Below are 16,007 nucleotides of genomic sequence, written 5' to 3' on the forward strand. Positions count from 1 at the left end.
TAGTTTTCCACGTCCTCGGTGTTGGCCATCTGGCCGCCGGGCACGCCGCGCTCGAGCATGAGCGTATCCATTTCCGCCCGGGAGGCGTATACCGCTGCGGTCATGCCGGCCGGGCCGGCGCCCGCGATAATCACATCATAAATCCGTTCTTCAGTCATAAAGGCCACTCCCCTTATTTAAATATCGCTCTCTTATGGCATCTGTACTTATTGTATGGCAGCCGCTTTTTGGCGTCCAGTACTCTGCTTACTGCTGAAAATCGTCCTGTACCATTTCTCTTACCCTCTGCCCGGTCAATATATTCTGTTCATATTCCCGGTAAAGCTCTTTCACTTCCGGATGATCGAGCTGACGGTTCTGTTTCCACCATTTTGCCGCCTGTTCCTTTTCACCGAGCAAATATAACGCCGCTCCATGATAAAATGCAACCGATCCGCGTTCAATCACGAACCGTTTATGATAAAGACGGGCGTAACGGCAGGCATCTTCATAATAGCCAAGATACGTACAGACCGCGCTGACCCAATGAAGGGACTCACGGTCGAGCGGAAGGATCGCTGTAAGCACGTTCATCACTTCCTTCGAACGCTCATGCTCCCCCTCACTTTCATACAATGCGGCGAGCTGGCAGCTGGCCGGCACGTAAGCACCCTCCTGGTGCACCGTTTCCAGCAGCTTTACAGCCTGCTCCGTATCTCCGCGATGCTGATGCAGCTTTGCCAGCTGATGGTAAGCTGCCCAGTAATCAGGCTCCTGCTCCAGCAGCTCTTCAAACAATTCCCGGGCTTCCTGCACCCGGCCTTTGTCGGCCTTTTCCACTGCCTGTTCATAGATGGTCATGTCTCCTGGATGCTCGAGAAGGCCAGGTTCGTTTTCTTTAATCATTTCGAGCAGTTCCTTCGTTTCTTCTGCAAAGTCGCCTTCCGGTGCGATTTTCATATAATAACCGGCCGTTTCCGCTGCTTTTTCAAAATTGCCCTGGAAGGCATAATTGTTGGCCAGAAAGAAGTAGCATTCGGAGCGTTCCGGTTCAATTTCTTTAAGCACCCGGTCGAGGATGTCGTTGGAGCGATCAAACCATTCCATGTCTGTATATATGGCGGCAAGCTGGCATTGAAATAACCCCTTGGAAGGTTCAAGCTCGACAGCTCTTTCCAAAAAGAGAACGGCACGCTTCAGGTGATTTTTCTGATAAGCCACCACGCCCCGCTGAAAGAAATATTCACCTGACTGCAAGAAAGGAATAATTGCGTCTTCGTTTTTTTGTTTTGAGCCCAATTCCTTTCATCCTTCCTTCGTTTGTTTTTCTTTGTTCCTCCACGTTCCACATCAATTGTGACATTATAACATGCCCTCTGCTTCATGAAAACTCTTAGGAGCCCGCATGTTGTTCAGCAGCCAAAGACGACGAAGGAGGATGCCCAAAGAAAAAAACCGCCCGGAGAGGACGGTCTTTTCTGTGGTCAGCCTTGTTATGAACGATGTCTTTCTTCGAGCACCCGCAGCACATCATCAAGTGGAAGCTTCTGTTCCCGCAGGAGTACCAACAGATGATAAAGAAGATCAGCTGTTTCCCAGCTCAGCTCTTCGTGATCCCGGTTTTTCGAAGCAATAATCACTTCGCCGGCTTCTTCGCCGACTTTTTTCAAAATCTTATCCACGCCCTCGGTAAATAAATATGTCGTGTAGGCGCCCTCCGGCATTTCTGCCTCGCGTGTGGCAATGACCTGCTCGAGTTCATTAATAATCGCGAACCGCCGGCCGTCGGCTGACTGCTTTTCTTCTGACAGCAGCGAGCGGGAAAAACAGCTGTAGTCCCCTTTATGGCATGCAGGGCCTGCCGGTTCCACAAGCACGTTCAACGCGTCACTGTCGCAGTCATACCGGATGTCTGCCACCTGCTGCTTATTTCCCGAGGTTTCCCCTTTATGCCAAAGCTCCTGGCGGGAGCGGCTGTAAAACCAGGTTTCTTTCGTATCGATTGTTTTCTGCAGCGATTCTTTGTTCATATAGGCAAGCGTCAGAACCTCTTTACTGACGGAATCCTGCACTACGGCCGGAATCAGGCCTGCTTCATCAAAAGTTAGTTCGTCGACGTTCATCGTACTAAGACTCCTCTCTCCCGGATAAAAGCCTTCACTTCTTCAATCGATGTCTCTTTATAGTGAAAGATTGAAGCAGCGAGTGCCGCATCCGCCCCTGATTTTTCAAATACATCCACAAAATGCTCTTTAGCGCCAGCGCCTCCGGAGGCAATAACAGGTACATCCACTGCTTCGCTGACCGTTCGTGTCAACGCCTCGTCAAAGCCAGTCTTGGCTCCGTCCTGATCCATACTCGTCAGAAGAATTTCGCCGGCTCCACGGGCAGTGACTTCCCTCGCCCAGTCGACGACTTCCCAGTCGGTCGGCGTGCGGCCGCCGTGAGTATAGATTCTCCACGATCCGATCGACTCATCATACTTTGCATCAACCGCTACAACGATACACTGGGAGCCGAAATAAGTGGAGCCCTGAGTAATCAAATCAGGGTTTTTCACTGCCGCCGTGTTGAGTGAAACCTTGTCCGCTCCAGCACGGAGCATGTTGCGCATGTCATCGACCGAGCTGATTCCGCCCCCGACCGTAAAGGGAATCGCAATGCTTGCAGCCACCTGCTCCACAACATCTATCATCGTTTTCCGCCCTTCATGCGAGGCAGAAATATCGAGAAACACAAGTTCGTCCGCCCACTGCTCATCATAAAACGCCGCCAGTTCCACCGGATCACCGGCATCCCTAAGCTCTACAAACTGTGTGCCTTTCACGACCCGGCCCTCTTTCACATCCAGACATGGAATAATCCGTTTCGTAAGCATTACTGTACCTCCTTCACGGCTTCTGCCACATCTACTTTACCGGTATATATCGCTTTTCCGACAATGACTCCGGCTATACCTTTATTCCGCTTCTCCGCAAGATTCCGCACATCCTCCATCGTGCCGATTCCTCCGGAAGCAATGACATTTACGCCGGTCGCTTCTGCGAGCTGCCTTGTAGCCTCCACGTTTGGTCCGGTCATCGTCCCATCAGTGGAAATATCAGTGAATATAAACGTCTCCGCCCCGTGAGCAGCCATTTCCCGGCCAAGCTCAACGGCTGTTACTTCCGAGGTGTCAAGCCAGCCGTTGACGGCCACGTACCCGTCTCTGGCATCAAGACCAATAGCGATACGGCTGCTGTGTTTTTCGAGCATATCCCGGGCAAATTCGGGATACTGCAGAGCGACACTGCCGAGTATCACCCGGTCCACGCCGTTGGATAAGTAATAGTCCACATCCTCTTCGGTCCGGATTCCTCCGCCGACCTGGATACGGACATCAAGTTCCCTTGCGGCACGAACGACGTGGGCATGATTGATGCGACGCTTTTCTTTTGCCCCGTCAAGATCGACCATATGAATCCAGGCCGCTCCCGCTTCTGCAAACGAAGCAGCCATCTCAAACGGCGAATTCCCGTAGACAGTCTCCTGATTGTAGTCGCCCTGAAAAAGGCGGACGCAGTTGCCGTCCCGGATATCGATGGCCGGGTATACGATAAAATCACTCATGAGCTCCGCTCCTTTCACGGACAATCGCCCCGAAGTTTTTAAGCATGCCGATGCCGACTGTGCTGCTTTTTTCAGGATGGAACTGCGTGCCCATGATTTCGCCGCGGCCAACCACCGCCGGCACTGTTTCACCGTAATCGCTTGTCGCAATCAAAACGTCGGGATCGGCGGTTTCTATCACGTAGGAATGCACGAAATATGCATGGCCTTCCTCCACATCTTTCAAAAGCGGATGGTCCGGCTGATGAAACGTAAGCGAGTTCCAGCCCATGTGCGGCACTTTCAGCCTTCTTCCCTGGCTGTCTTTTCCGGAAAACCGGCGGGCAAACCCTGGGAGAAACCCGAATCCTTCGGTTTCCCCGTGTTCGTCGCTGCCTTCAAACAACAGCTGCATGCCAAGGCAGATACCAAGCAGCGGTTTGCCGTCAGCCGCCCAGTGTTCAATAAACTCAAACTGCCCGTTTTCCCGTATTAAATTCATGGCATCCCGAAAAGCACCGACCCCTGGGAGAATCAAGCCGTCCGCTTCTGCAAGCTCCTCAGTGTGCTCGGAGACAAAATAAGGGATACCCAGTCGTTCCAGTGCTTTTTTCACGCTGTACAGGTTACCCATCCCGTAATCGATTATTCCTATCACAAGCGCTCCACTCCTTTTCTTTACAGCATTCCTTTTGTCGAAGGAACGCCTTTCACTCTTGGGTCCAGCTGGGTCGCTTCATCAAGAGCCCGTGCCATCGCTTTAAACACCGCTTCAATAATATGATGGGTGTTGTGCCCGTAATGGACGACTACGTGGAGGTTCATCCGGGCCTCCACCGCGAATTTCCACAAAAACTCATGGACGAGTTCGGTATCAAATGTTCCTACTTTGGCTGCCGGCAGCTCCGCCCGGAACTCAAGATGCGGACGGTTGCTTAAATCCACAATGACTTCTGCCAGCGCGTCGTCCATCGGAATTTTAGCCTGGCCGTACCGGCGGATACCCTTTTTATCGCCGAGCGCCTGTCCGAAGGCTTCACCGAGGCAGATACCGACGTCCTCTGTTGTATGGTGATCATCGACTTCCACATCGCCTTCGGCCTGCACATCAAGGGAGAAGTGCCCGTGCTTTTTAAAAAGGTCAAGCATATGGCTCATAAACGGCACGTTCGTCTGTATGAGCCCATCCCCTTCGCCGTCGATGCCAAACTGCAGCCGGATGGACGTTTCTCCCGTCGTGCGTTCGACGCTTCCCGTACGTTCTGTCATTCTATTTCTCCCCCTTCCGGATATCCACTGCGCGCGCGTGCGCTTCAAGGCCCTCAATCCGGGCGATCGCAGAGATATATTCACCGTTTTCCTCAAGCGCTTCTTTGCTGTAGGAAATCACGCTGGACCGCTTCACAAAATCATCGACGCCGAGCGGGCTCGAAAAGCGGGCTGTACCACTCGTCGGAAGCACGTGGTTCGGGCCGGCAAAGTAATCACCGACCGCTTCGGCACTGTACGGTCCTAAAAAGACAGCTCCGGCGTGACGGATGGAGCCGAGCAGATTATCCGGCTGGGCGGTCATGATTTCCAGATGCTCCGGCGCAAGCCGGTTCACGGCTTCCACTGCCTCCGCCATCGTTTCGGTTAAGTAGATGGCTCCGTGTTTATCAAGAGACTCTTCCGCAATCTTTTTACGCGGGAGATCTTCAAGCTGACGTTCAAGCTCTTCGGCTACTTTTTTGCCAAGCCCCTCCGACGTGGTTACAAGCACAGCCGAGGCAAGCTCATCGTGCTCCGCCTGGGAAAGCATGTCGGCCGCAATATAATCCGCCCGGGCTGTTTCATCAGCAAGCACGACGATCTCGCTTGGTCCGGCAATACTGTCAATCGCCACCTGACCGAACACTTCACGTTTGGCCAGCGCGACATAAATGTTGCCGGGCCCGACGATTTTATCCACCTTCTGGATGCTTTCGGTGCCGTAGGCAAGCGCAGCTACCGCCTGCGCCCCCCCAATTTTCACGATATTTTTAATACCAAGCTCACTGGCCGTGACGAGCACCATCGGATGAAGACGCTGGTCTTCACCGGGAGGTGAGCACATCGTAATGCTTTTCACGCCTGCAGCGATTGCCGGGATGGCATCCATCATAATGGTCGATGGATAGGCCGCCTTCCCGCCCGGCACATAAATACCGACACGGTCAAACGGAATAATCCGCTGGCCGAGCATTGTCCCATCTTCTTTTGTTACCATCCAGGACTGCCGGAGCTGGCGCTGATGAAAATCACGGATGTTTTCAATCGCTTTGCGGATCGCTTCGAGCTCTTTATCGTTCACCTGATTATACGCTTCATCTATTTCTTCCTGCTGGACAAACAGTTCATCGAGCGTAACGCGGTCAAATATCTCGGTCAGCTCAATGAGTCCTTTATCTCCGTTTTCCCGCACCTTTTCAATAATGGATGAGACCGATTCCCGCTGCTTTTCGGTCCCTCCTTCAATAGTGCGTTCGAGTGTTACTGATTCATCCAAAGGGGTCACGTTCATCATACCTGCTCTTCCACTCCTATCACCTGGGCGACACGCTCCACGAGATCATCAATGACGGTATCCTTCAAACGATAGCTTACCGGATTGACGATCAGCCGGGACGTGATCGGCACAATCGTTTCAAGCTCTATTAAACCGTTCTCCTTCAGCGTCTGTCCGGTGGAAACAATGTCTACAATACGGTCTGCCAGCCCGACAAGCGGCGCCAGTTCAATCGATCCGTTTAATTTAATAATTTCCACCTGTTCGCCCTGCTGCTTAAAGTACTGTGTCGCCAGATTCGGATACTTTGACGCCACCTTTGGATTTACATCGGACTTCTCATACTCTGGAAGCCCGGCCACTGCCAGGTAGCAGGCACTGATATTCAGATCCAGCACTTCATACACGTCACGCTCTTCTTCAATCATCGTATCCTTGCCGGCCACCCCGATGTCTGCCACCCCGTGTTCAACATAGGTGGGCACATCCATCGGCTTCGCCAGGATAAAACGCATATTTGCTTCCGGAGCGTCGACGATCAGCTTTCTGGATTCTTCAAACTCCGGAGGAATAGGAAACCCGGCTTTACGGAGAAGCTGAACCGCTTCTTCGAAAATCCGTCCCTTTGGCATCGCGATTGTCAGCCATTCATTCATGCGAAGCGCCCTCCTTCTTTTTTCCGATCATGGATACAACATCTTCATAGGACTCACTCAGCTGATCCACGTCCTCTACACCGCGAATGTCCTGAAGCACGACCCGTTTTCCGGTTTCGCGGAGCCTGCGTGCCTGATCCACCGCTTCCGGACGGCGCTCCGGGCTGAATAAAATACACGTCTGGGAAGGCACAGCTCCGGTAAGGCCAAGGGCTTCGACCAGCAAATCAAGCCGGAGACCGAACCCGACAGCCTGAGCCGGGCGGTTAAACTGCTGCAGCAGTTCATCATAGCGTCCGCCGCTTCCAAGCGGCACGCCCAGATTGTTGCCGTAGCTTTCGAATACAATCCCCGTGTAGTAGCTCATATGCATAAATAAGTTAAAGTCGAGCTTAATGTAATCGGACAGCTCATAGTGTTCAAGCACTGTTTTCAGTTCCTGCAGCTCTTCGACCGCTTCCTTTGCCGCCGGTGTCTGAACCAGATTCAATGCTTCGTCCAGGGTCCGCCAGTCGCCCCGCAGGCGCAGCAGGCTGTTCAGCTTTTTCTTATCCAGGGAGGAAAGCGGGAGATTTTCCACATGCTGGCGGTAGCCGACATAGTTTTTTTCGTATAAAAACCGGCGCAGATCATCGGCCCGCTCATCATTTCCGAGCACCTCTTCAAGCAGCGCATTCACGTACCCGACGTGCCCGACTGTAATTTGAAACGTGGTCAGACCGGTTTTTCTCAGAGCTTCGATCATAAGAGAGACGACTTCTCCGTTCGCACTCGAAGTCCCGTCTCCAATCAATTCCACCCCGAGCTGTTCAAATTCTGCCGGCCGTCCAGCCTCAAGCTGCTGCGCGCGGAAGACGTTAGTATGATAAGCCAAACGGATCGGAAAGTGCTGGTTTTGCAGTCCGGATGCTGTCACCCGGGCAATTGGTGCCGTCATGTCCGGACGCAGCACCAGCGTCCGCCCCTGCTGGTCGAGCAGTTTAAAAAGCTGATGATCAAGAATCGCCGAAGCGCTCCCCACCGTATCGTAATATTCCAGGGTGGGCGTTTCGACAGGCAGATACCCCCAGCTTTCCCATTCATCGTTAATGACCCGTTGTACGTTCCGTTTTGTCTGAAAATACCCCGGAAGCGCATCGCGCATCCCGAGCGGCTTTTCAAACATAAAAAGCTTACTCATACTCTCTCTCCTTTTCTCTTCACGATGCTTTAGTCCGCTAATGTACTAACAAAATAAAGAATAACCATAGTTTACACATCTTTTTTTACACCGTCAATTTTCCATTTCCGCTTCTATTATAACAATATTTGCTGCCCTATCAGTCTTTTTCGATTTCAAAAAAGAGAAAAGCCGGCTCTTTTGAAAGCCGGCTTGAAGCCTAGGTTCTTATACGCATCGGACTGCCGCCGGCAAAGGCCCGTGCTGGAACGTCTTTATGCACGACCGTTCCTGCTGCCACCACAGCCCGGTCTCCAATTGTCACCCCGGGCAGAATGGTCACATTGGCGCCGATCATGACCTCGTTTCCGATTACAATATCGCCGAGCCGGTATTCATCAATTAAATGTTCGTGGGTCAAAAGCGTCGACTGATAGCCGATAATGGAATTGCTGCCAATATGGATTTTCTCCGGAAACATGAGATCCGGCATGACCTTGTACGCAAGCGCCGTTTTTTCACCTATTTCCATTCCCAGCAGCTGCCGGTACATCCACCGCTTCACAGACACAAACGGCACGACCCGGGAAACTTCAATAACAGCCGTATTTTTGAATGCCTTTAAAAACGGAACCGTCCGGTACATCTGCCACAAAGCATTGGTATTATTGCCCGGGAAATAACGATCTGTTTTTCTCATTCTTCTGCTTCTCCGACAATATCGAGCAGATCGCTCATCCGGGCGAGCATCCAGTCCGGTTCATAATTTTTCAGAAACGATGCACCTTTGATGGTCCATTCCACTCCTGCTGTGTGCACCCCGGCATTTTTCCCCGCCATAATATCAAACTGGCTGTCTCCAACCATGATGGTTTCCTCCGGGCGGGCGTTCAGCTGTGTCATGGCTATTTGCAGCGGCTCCGGATGCGGCTTCGGGTTTTCGACATCATCCACCGAAACGAACGTCGAGAAAAAAGGAAACAGCCCGAGCATATTGGCACCTTTGACCGCCGCTTCCTTCCGCTTAGTCGTCACAATACCGAGGGAATAGCCACGCTCGTACAGCGTTTTAATGGTGTCGTACACTCCGTCGTATTCCCGGACGAGCGTTTCATGGTTCGCCAGGTTGTGGGATTGATACGTGTCAATCATCTGTTCCACCTGGCTCGGATTGCTGCTGATGCTTGAAAAATTATCCGCCAGCGGCACCCCGATCCAGCTGATGATGTCATCTCTGCTGTATTGGTCCGGAGCATAATATGTCAGCACATGCTCATAAGAAGAAATGATCAAATCATTTGTATCAATCAGCGTGCCATCTAAATCAAACAGCAGTGTATTCCATCTGGTCATGATGCTTCCCCTTTCGCTTTCTTCCTTATATGCCGGGACCGTCTTTACTTAAATATCTTGCTTTGGCAAGCCCGGCCTGCCTGCGGTATAAAATCAGACTCACGGCTGCTACTATCAGGAGCACCGAAATCAACTGTGCCACCCGGATTGTATCAAACAGCATTAAGCTGTCGGTCCGCATTCCCTCGATGAAAAAACGCCCAAAGGAATACCAGATAACATACGTTAAAAACAGCTCCCCGCGACGGAGATTCACCCTGCGCAGTCCTAAAAGCAGTAAAAACCCCGCGATATTCCAAAGCGATTCGTACAAAAACGTGGGGTTGTAGTAAGCTCCTTCAATATACATCTGATTAATAATGAATTCGGGGAGCTGCAGCCCCTCCAAAAACGAACGGCTCACTTCGCCGCCGTGGGCTTCCTGGTTGATGAAGTTGCCCCAGCGTCCAATCGCCTGCCCTAAAATAATGCTTGGTGCGGCAATGTCAGCCAGCTTCCAAAAAGATACTCGCTTGATTTTCGAAAAGACGATGCCCGTAAGCACGGCACCGATCAACCCGCCGTGTATCGCAAGACCACCTTCCCATACCGCCAGAATGCTGCCCGGATTCTGAGCGTAATAGTCCCACTCAAAAATCACGTAGTACAGCCGCGCGCAAATAATCGAAATCGGTATGGCAAAAATAAGCAGATCCGCAAAAATATCTTCCGGTAGCCCACGTTTTTTTGCTTCATAGGAAGCTAAAATGTACCCAAGCAGAGCGCCCAGGCCAATGAGAATACCGTACCAGTAAATAGGCACAGATCCGACTTCAAAGGCGACCCGGTCGATCGGCTGTATCGATGAATAAATCATATCCCATGCCACTCCTGACTACTAAATGTGTAATAGTTAAAATTCTTCCTTATCCCCGTCATCAATCATCTGTTTTAACCGGTCTGAAAACTGCTGGGCTGTGTTTACGCCCATTCGTTTCAGCCGGAAGTTCATCGCCGCTACTTCAATAATAACAGCAAGATTCCGGCCCGGACGTACCGGAACAGTCAGCTTCTGAATCTCTGTATCGAGCACCTGAAGCGTCTCTTCGTCAAGACCGAGGCGGTCGTAGGCTTTTTGTTCGTCCCAGAGCTCAAGATGGATGGTCAGCGAGATGCGTTTATACGGGCGGACAGCGCCTGCTCCAAACAACGTCATCACATCGATAATGCCGAGGCCGCGGATTTCAAGCAGGTTCTGGATGAGCTCGGGAGCCGTGCCGACAAGGGTGTCACCGTTCTGCTGACGGATTTCGACGGAATCATCCGCTACAAGCCGGTGGCCCCGGCGTACGATATCGAGCGCCGTTTCGCTTTTCCCGACGCCGCTTGCCCCGGTAATCAGCACGCCGATGCCGTAAATGTCCACCAGAACGCCGTGCATTGCCGTCGATTTGGCCAGTTTGGTATCGAGATAGTTCGTCAGCTGACTGATCAGCTGCGTACTTGCCAGATGCGAGCGCATGATCGGAACACCGGTCTTTTCCGCATTTTCAATCAGCTCCGGCGGAGCCACCAGTCCACGCGAGATGACAATGCCCGGGGTGTCATATGTACACAGCTTTTCCATGCGTTCCTGCTTTTCTTCGTCCTGCAGCTGTTGAAAAAAAGAAAGCTCTGTGCGCCCAAGCAGCTGCAGCCGCCGGGCAGGATAATATGTAAAAAAACCAGCCATCTCTATTCCCGGGCGGGAAATATCGCTCGTGGTTATCGCCCGATACAGCCCTTCCTCCCCGGCAAGAAGCTCTAATTGAAACCGCTCCTTTAAATCCGTTGCCGTCACTTTTGCCATCGTGCTGCCTCCCTCAAAAATCGCTCTGTCGTTTCGTGAATACGTTTGCTTTCTCTACTTCGTACGTTGTTATTGTAGCACGTTTTCAAAAGAAGATGGAACCTGCTCCGGAGGATTTCAGTTTCACTGCTGCACGAAAAAGACCCGCCTGCAGGCGGGCCATTTTTTATCTCTCATAATTTTTCCCGGCTTCCGGAAAACCGTCACGTTTTTCTTCCGCTCAGCGGGTTTACGAAAAGATTGTACATCAGCATATTTAAAACAGCAATCACGACAGCGGCAAGAAAAGCCATACCGAAGCCGGACATGTTAAAGGCTTCTCCCATCACCGCTGACGTAAGCATCAGCATCAACGCATTGATCACAAAAATAAACAGGCCGAATGTAACGACAGAAAGCGGCAGAGTGAAAAAGATTAAAAGCGGGCGAATCACGAGATTGATCAGCGTCAACACCAAACCGGCCGCAATGGCTGCCCCAAAGCCGTCAATAGTAAAGCCGGGGAAAAACCCGGCTACTACCATTAATGCAATGGTGTTAACAATAAATGGTACTAAACAGCCCATCAGGAGACGGCATCCTCTTCATCAGGGAGAAGCACGGCTAATACGAGATAAATCAGCAGTACCCAGGAGGTAACCGGGAGGATAACAAGCACCACACTGATAATCCGTATTAAGGAGGAATCCCAGCCGAGGTAATCTGCCAATCCGCCGCATACGCCTGTCAATTTCCGGTCTTCACGGGATTTGTACAACTTCTTCTTTGCCAACCTGATCACCCTTTCAGTTTTTTATTCATGATCCTGCACAGTTATGGCACCAGTCTTTGCCGAAGCCTCCAGTCTAAGCGTTGGAGTCGAGTCCGGATTGGATACAAACTGATAATACTTTTGCATGAATTCGCTTTTTTCTTCTTTCACTTCGATGTTGTCGAGCAGACACTTGTAGTTTCCGACGTTTGTCCGGAGTACGCCCTCAGTGCGGATCTCCCGCGGCGTAATTACCTTGATGCTGCCCGTTGTAGTGGAAAGAACCGCCCGGCTCCTTTCACTCAGTGACGTATACCGGGCCGTAATCGCCCCGTTCAGCGCCTCTGCTTCAATATCTGAAAGCGATCCGTCGTAATGAATCGAACCATTCCACGTTTTGACGTCGGCGCTGCCGATATTACCTTCTTTCAGCTCCACTGCCCCGTTGGCCGTTTCCACTGCCAGATAGCCGGCAGAAGCATGCAGTACTGTAATAGCTCCATTGCTTGCTTTAACGTACAGATTGTCTGTCTGAACTCCGTCGATCCGGATGTCTCCGTTAAATGTGGATACATCCATTTTGTCCATCGATTTTTCCGGCACATAAACGACTGCCTGAACTTTATAATTGCCGGACCTTGAAGCAAAGCGGAGCTTTCCGCTCCGGGAGTCAAAATCAGTTCCTTCGATGAAATCGCGGCGGGCGGCATCTTCACTTTCTTCGGTATAAGCTTTTACCTGGCAGGCAACACGGATGGTGCTGCCTTCCCACTTCTGGCAGATAAGGCTTCCATTTTGGATAAACATGTCGAGTGAACGAATGTCGCTTTCATCATGTTCAAACGTATGCTGAAAGTCTACGGAAGGACCGAAATTAAAGTCGAGGTCAAACCGTTTGACGCGGTCAAGCGCATGGTCAAAAAAGCCGGAGAGCATCGCAAATGGATCTTCCTTGCTTTTTCTCTTCTGGCTGCCGGCTGCTTTCTTGTCTGTCCGGTAGGCACCGCTTCTCCGGGATTCGGAGGAGCTGCCTTCCCCGTGGTCCTTGCTGTCTGCCTGAGGACCGGACGATGCCTCTGACCCTTTAGCCCGGAGCAGACGTTCTCCTTCTTCAAGAGAAATAATACCGTCTTCCATCATTTTCAGTATTCGCTGACGTTCCTCATCCATTTCATGTTCCTCCTTCGGTAATATATCAGAACCGGTACGTGGACTTTTTAGCCTTCTTTCTATTACATACGAAGAACAGTGGTATCCGTTTCAGTCGATTCTTCTATGATGAAGGGGTATGGGCGGCCTGCTCCGATGCTTCCCATTGCCTGGCCATGCGCTTTCGTTCTCTTTCAAGCACCGGTTTTAAATAATAGCCGGTATAGGAAGCCCGTGACTCCGCTACTTTTTCCGGCGTGCCTGTGGCCACAATTTCACCGCCGCCTGCTCCGCCTTCCGGACCGAGATCGATGATATGATCCACCGTTTTAATGACGTCGAGATTGTGCTCAATGATTAAAACAGTATCTCCATTATCCACAAGCCGCTGGAGTACCTTCAGCAGCCGGTCGATATCATCCACATGCAGGCCGGTCGTCGGCTCGTCGAGGATATAAAGGGATTTGCCTGTGGAACGGCGGTGTAGCTGGGATGCAAGCTTTACACGCTGGGCTTCCCCGCCTGAAAGTGTCGTTGCCTGCTGTCCTAGTTTTATATACCCTAAACCAACGTCATATAACGTTTGGATTTTCCGGCGGATTTTTGGAATGTTTTCAAAGAAGTCCACTGCTTCTTCCACGGTCATTTCAAGTACATCCGCAATGTTTTTGCCTTTGTATTTGATTTCGAGCGTTTCACGGTTATACCGCTGGCCGCCGCACTCTTCACACGTAACATAAATATCCGGAAGAAAATGCATTTCTATTTTGATAATACCGTCGCCTTTACACGCTTCACAGCGTCCGCCCCGGACATTAAAGCTGAAGCGTCCCTTCTGGTAGCCGCGGATTTTCGCTTCGTTGGTCATCGCGAATACTTCGCGGATATTATCAAATACTCCGGTATAGGTCGCAGGATTCGAACGCGGCGTCCGGCCGATCGGAGACTGATCGATATCAATCACTTTTTCGAGCTGTTCAATACCTTCCACGCTTTTGTGTGCGCCCGGCTTTTGTTTACCGCGGTGAAGCTTCTGCGAAAGCACCTTGTATAAAATATCGTTGATCAGCGTGCTTTTTCCGGATCCCGATACACCCGTAATCGCGCTCAGCAGGCCAAGCGGAATATCCGCGTTCGTACGCTTCAAATTATTTTCCACTGCTCCTTTTACTTTCAGCCAGCGGTCCGAAGGCTTACGTCGTTCCCCTGGGAGTGGAATAAATCTTTTTCCCGCTAAATACTGACCGGTCAAGGATGCGTCGTTTTTCTTCAATTCCTCCGGCGTGCCTTCTGCGATAATGTGACCACCGTGACGGCCGGCTCCGGGGCCGATGTCGATGATATGGTCGGCAGCAAGCATGGTGTCTTCGTCATGTTCAACGACAATAAGCGTGTTTCCAAGGTCACGCATGTTCTGCAGTGTCTGTATCAGCCGGTTGTTGTCCCGCTGGTGAAGGCCGATCGATGGCTCGTCGAGGACGTAAAGGACGCCCATCAGTGCCGAACCGATCTGGGTAGCCAGCCGGATGCGCTGCGCTTCCCCGCCTGACAGCGTGCCAGCGGAGCGGCTCAAGGTTAAATAATCGAGACCGACATTAATGAGAAAGCCGAGCCGTTCATTGATTTCACGCAGAATCAAACGGGCAATCTCCATTTCTTTTTCAGTTAAATCGATGTTTTCTATATACGTATACGCCTGCTGTATTGAAAGGTCCGTCAGCTCCCCGACGTGAATATTTCCAACCAGCACGGAACGAGCCTCAAGGCTCAGGCGGTGGCCTTTACACGTCGGGCACTGCTTATTGCTCATATACTGCTGCATCTGTTCACGGGTGAAATCCGACCCGCTCTCACGATAGCGGCGGGAAACGTTGTTCAGCACGCCTTCAAAATAAATCTGGCGCTCCCGGACCTGGCCGCGTTCGTTTTTGTGACGGAACGTTATTTTCTGCTGGCCGTTGCCTTCGAGCAGTATTTCTTTATGCTCTGCCGGAAGATCTTTAAATGGCGTATCCATATCAATATTAAAATGATCGCAGGCCGAACGGAGCAGCTGCGGGTAGTACTGGGAGCTGATCGGCTCCCATACAGCGATGGCATGCTCCCGGAGCGTCCGGTCCGGATCCGGAACTACAAGGTCGCTGTCCACTTCGAGCTTGCTGCCAAGACCGTCACAGGTCGGGCAGGCGCCGTACGGACTGTTAAAGGAAAACATTCTCGGCTCGAGCTCCCCTATTGAAAACCCGCATTCCGGGCAGGAGTGATGCTGGTTGAACCGCATTTCCTTTTCACCAACAACATCAATCAGCACCTTCCCTTCCCCGAGTTCGAGGGCCGTTTCCAGTGAGTCTGCAAGCCGGGACTCCACCCCGTCTTTAATGACAACCCGGTCCACTACTGCTTCAATATCGTGCTTCTTATTTTTTTCAAGCTTGATTTCTTCTCCGACGTCGCGCATTTCTCCGTCCACGCGAATACGTACCAGCCCTTTTTGCTTCAGCTGGTCCATCACCTTCACATGTTCTCCCTTTCTGCCGGCAATCACCGGAGCGAGAATCTGCATTTTCGTCCGCTCAGCATAAGCCATCATCTGGTCGACCATCTGTGAAATGGTCTGGGAGGTAATCGGCACATGGTGATACGGGCAGTAAGGCGTACCAACCCGGGCAAATAAAAGCCGCAGGTAGTCATAAATTTCCGTCACGGTGCCGACCGTGGAGCGCGGGTTCTTGCTCGTCGTTTTCTGGTCAATCGATATCGCCGGGGAGAGCCCTTCAATGGAATCAACGTCCGGCTTTTCCATCTGCCCTAAAAACTGGCGGGCATAGGCGGATAATGATTCGACGTACCGGCGCTGCCCTTCAGCATAGATTGTATCGAAGGCAAGCGAAGATTTCCCGGAGCCGGATAATCCAGTCATGACGACCAGCTGGTCCCTCGGAATTGTCACGTCAATATCTTTTAAATTGTGGGACCTCGCCCCCTGAATCTTAATGTTATCTGCTCCCATTCGTTGG

General features: G+C 51.5%; 18 protein-coding genes. All 18 read right to left on the reverse strand.

Features of this window, described 5'->3' with window-relative positions:
* The coding region (locus BLV22_RS07485; RefSeq protein WP_143030962.1) for an FAD-dependent oxidoreductase at positions 1-158 on the reverse strand (158 nt) is incomplete at its 3' end.
* A gap of 88 nt (positions 159-246) precedes the next feature.
* The gene (locus tag BLV22_RS07490; protein WP_091613413.1) at positions 247-1,278 is read right to left on the reverse strand and encodes a tetratricopeptide repeat protein; all 1,032 of its coding nucleotides are present in this window, start codon (positions 1,276-1,278) and stop codon (positions 247-249) included.
* A gap of 194 nt (positions 1,279-1,472) precedes the next feature.
* On the reverse strand, positions 1,473-2,102 hold the full coding sequence (hisIE, locus tag BLV22_RS07495) for a bifunctional phosphoribosyl-AMP cyclohydrolase/phosphoribosyl-ATP diphosphatase HisIE (RefSeq protein ID WP_091613416.1): 630 nt from the start codon (positions 2,100-2,102) through the stop codon (positions 1,473-1,475).
* Positions 2,099-2,857, reverse strand: a complete 759-nt coding sequence (gene hisF, locus BLV22_RS07500) for an imidazole glycerol phosphate synthase subunit HisF (protein WP_091613419.1) — start codon at positions 2,855-2,857, stop codon at positions 2,099-2,101. The genes hisIE and hisF overlap by 4 nt, the downstream gene beginning before the upstream one ends.
* Positions 2,857-3,588, reverse strand: a complete 732-nt coding sequence (gene hisA / locus BLV22_RS07505; RefSeq protein WP_091613421.1) for a 1-(5-phosphoribosyl)-5-[(5-phosphoribosylamino)methylideneamino]imidazole-4-carboxamide isomerase — start codon at positions 3,586-3,588, stop codon at positions 2,857-2,859. Before hisA ends, hisF begins: the two co-directional genes overlap by 1 nt.
* Complete coding sequence (gene hisH / locus BLV22_RS07510) at positions 3,581-4,225, reverse strand: imidazole glycerol phosphate synthase subunit HisH (RefSeq protein ID WP_091613424.1); 645 nt, start codon at positions 4,223-4,225, stop codon at positions 3,581-3,583. Before hisH ends, hisA begins: the two co-directional genes overlap by 8 nt.
* Positions 4,226-4,245: 20 nt before the next feature.
* Positions 4,246-4,836, reverse strand: coding sequence for an imidazoleglycerol-phosphate dehydratase HisB (gene hisB, locus BLV22_RS07515; protein ID WP_091613427.1), 591 nt, complete (start codon positions 4,834-4,836; stop codon positions 4,246-4,248).
* Position 4,837: 1 nt separating this feature from the next.
* Complete coding sequence (hisD, locus tag BLV22_RS07520; RefSeq protein ID WP_091614256.1) at positions 4,838-6,109, reverse strand: histidinol dehydrogenase; 1,272 nt, start codon at positions 6,107-6,109, stop codon at positions 4,838-4,840.
* Complete coding sequence (gene hisG, locus BLV22_RS07525) at positions 6,109-6,750, reverse strand: ATP phosphoribosyltransferase (protein ID WP_091613429.1); 642 nt, start codon at positions 6,748-6,750, stop codon at positions 6,109-6,111. Before hisG ends, hisD begins: the two co-directional genes overlap by 1 nt.
* Positions 6,743-7,930 (reverse strand): ATP phosphoribosyltransferase regulatory subunit, encoded by a 1,188-nt coding sequence (locus BLV22_RS07530; protein ID WP_091613432.1) that lies wholly within the window; start codon positions 7,928-7,930, stop codon positions 6,743-6,745. Before BLV22_RS07530 ends, hisG begins: the two co-directional genes overlap by 8 nt.
* A gap of 199 nt (positions 7,931-8,129) precedes the next feature.
* Entirely contained in the window at positions 8,130-8,609 is a 480-nt protein-coding gene (locus BLV22_RS07535) for an acyltransferase (protein WP_091613435.1), read from the reverse strand.
* Entirely contained in the window at positions 8,606-9,262 is a 657-nt protein-coding gene (ppaX, locus tag BLV22_RS07540; RefSeq protein WP_091613437.1) for a pyrophosphatase PpaX, read from the reverse strand. Before ppaX ends, BLV22_RS07535 begins: the two co-directional genes overlap by 4 nt.
* A gap of 25 nt (positions 9,263-9,287) precedes the next feature.
* The gene (lgt, locus tag BLV22_RS07545) at positions 9,288-10,118 is read right to left on the reverse strand and encodes a prolipoprotein diacylglyceryl transferase (RefSeq protein WP_143030963.1); all 831 of its coding nucleotides are present in this window, start codon (positions 10,116-10,118) and stop codon (positions 9,288-9,290) included.
* A 36-nt stretch (positions 10,119-10,154) separates the two neighbouring features.
* The gene (hprK, locus tag BLV22_RS07550; RefSeq protein WP_091613440.1) at positions 10,155-11,090 is read right to left on the reverse strand and encodes an HPr(Ser) kinase/phosphatase; all 936 of its coding nucleotides are present in this window, start codon (positions 11,088-11,090) and stop codon (positions 10,155-10,157) included.
* A 203-nt stretch (positions 11,091-11,293) separates the two neighbouring features.
* Complete coding sequence (locus BLV22_RS07555; protein WP_091613443.1) at positions 11,294-11,656, reverse strand: phage holin family protein; 363 nt, start codon at positions 11,654-11,656, stop codon at positions 11,294-11,296.
* Positions 11,656-11,862: a PspC domain-containing protein gene (locus BLV22_RS07560; protein ID WP_091613446.1), complete on the reverse strand. Its 207-nt coding sequence runs from the start codon at positions 11,860-11,862 to the stop codon at positions 11,656-11,658. Before BLV22_RS07560 ends, BLV22_RS07555 begins: the two co-directional genes overlap by 1 nt.
* A gap of 21 nt (positions 11,863-11,883) precedes the next feature.
* Positions 11,884-13,011 carry a DUF4097 family beta strand repeat-containing protein gene (locus BLV22_RS07565; RefSeq protein WP_091613449.1) on the reverse strand — a complete coding sequence of 376 codons (1,128 nt, stop codon included), beginning with the start codon at positions 13,009-13,011 and terminating at the stop codon, positions 11,884-11,886.
* Between the two features lie 103 nt (positions 13,012-13,114).
* The gene (gene uvrA / locus BLV22_RS07570) at positions 13,115-16,000 is read right to left on the reverse strand and encodes an excinuclease ABC subunit UvrA (protein WP_091613452.1); all 2,886 of its coding nucleotides are present in this window, start codon (positions 15,998-16,000) and stop codon (positions 13,115-13,117) included.
* Between the last annotated feature and the right edge of the window lie 7 nt (positions 16,001-16,007).

Origin of the sequence: Marinococcus luteus, from assembly GCF_900106595.1 — a bacterium.
Lineage (GTDB): Bacteria > Bacillota > Bacilli > Bacillales > Marinococcaceae > Marinococcus > Marinococcus luteus.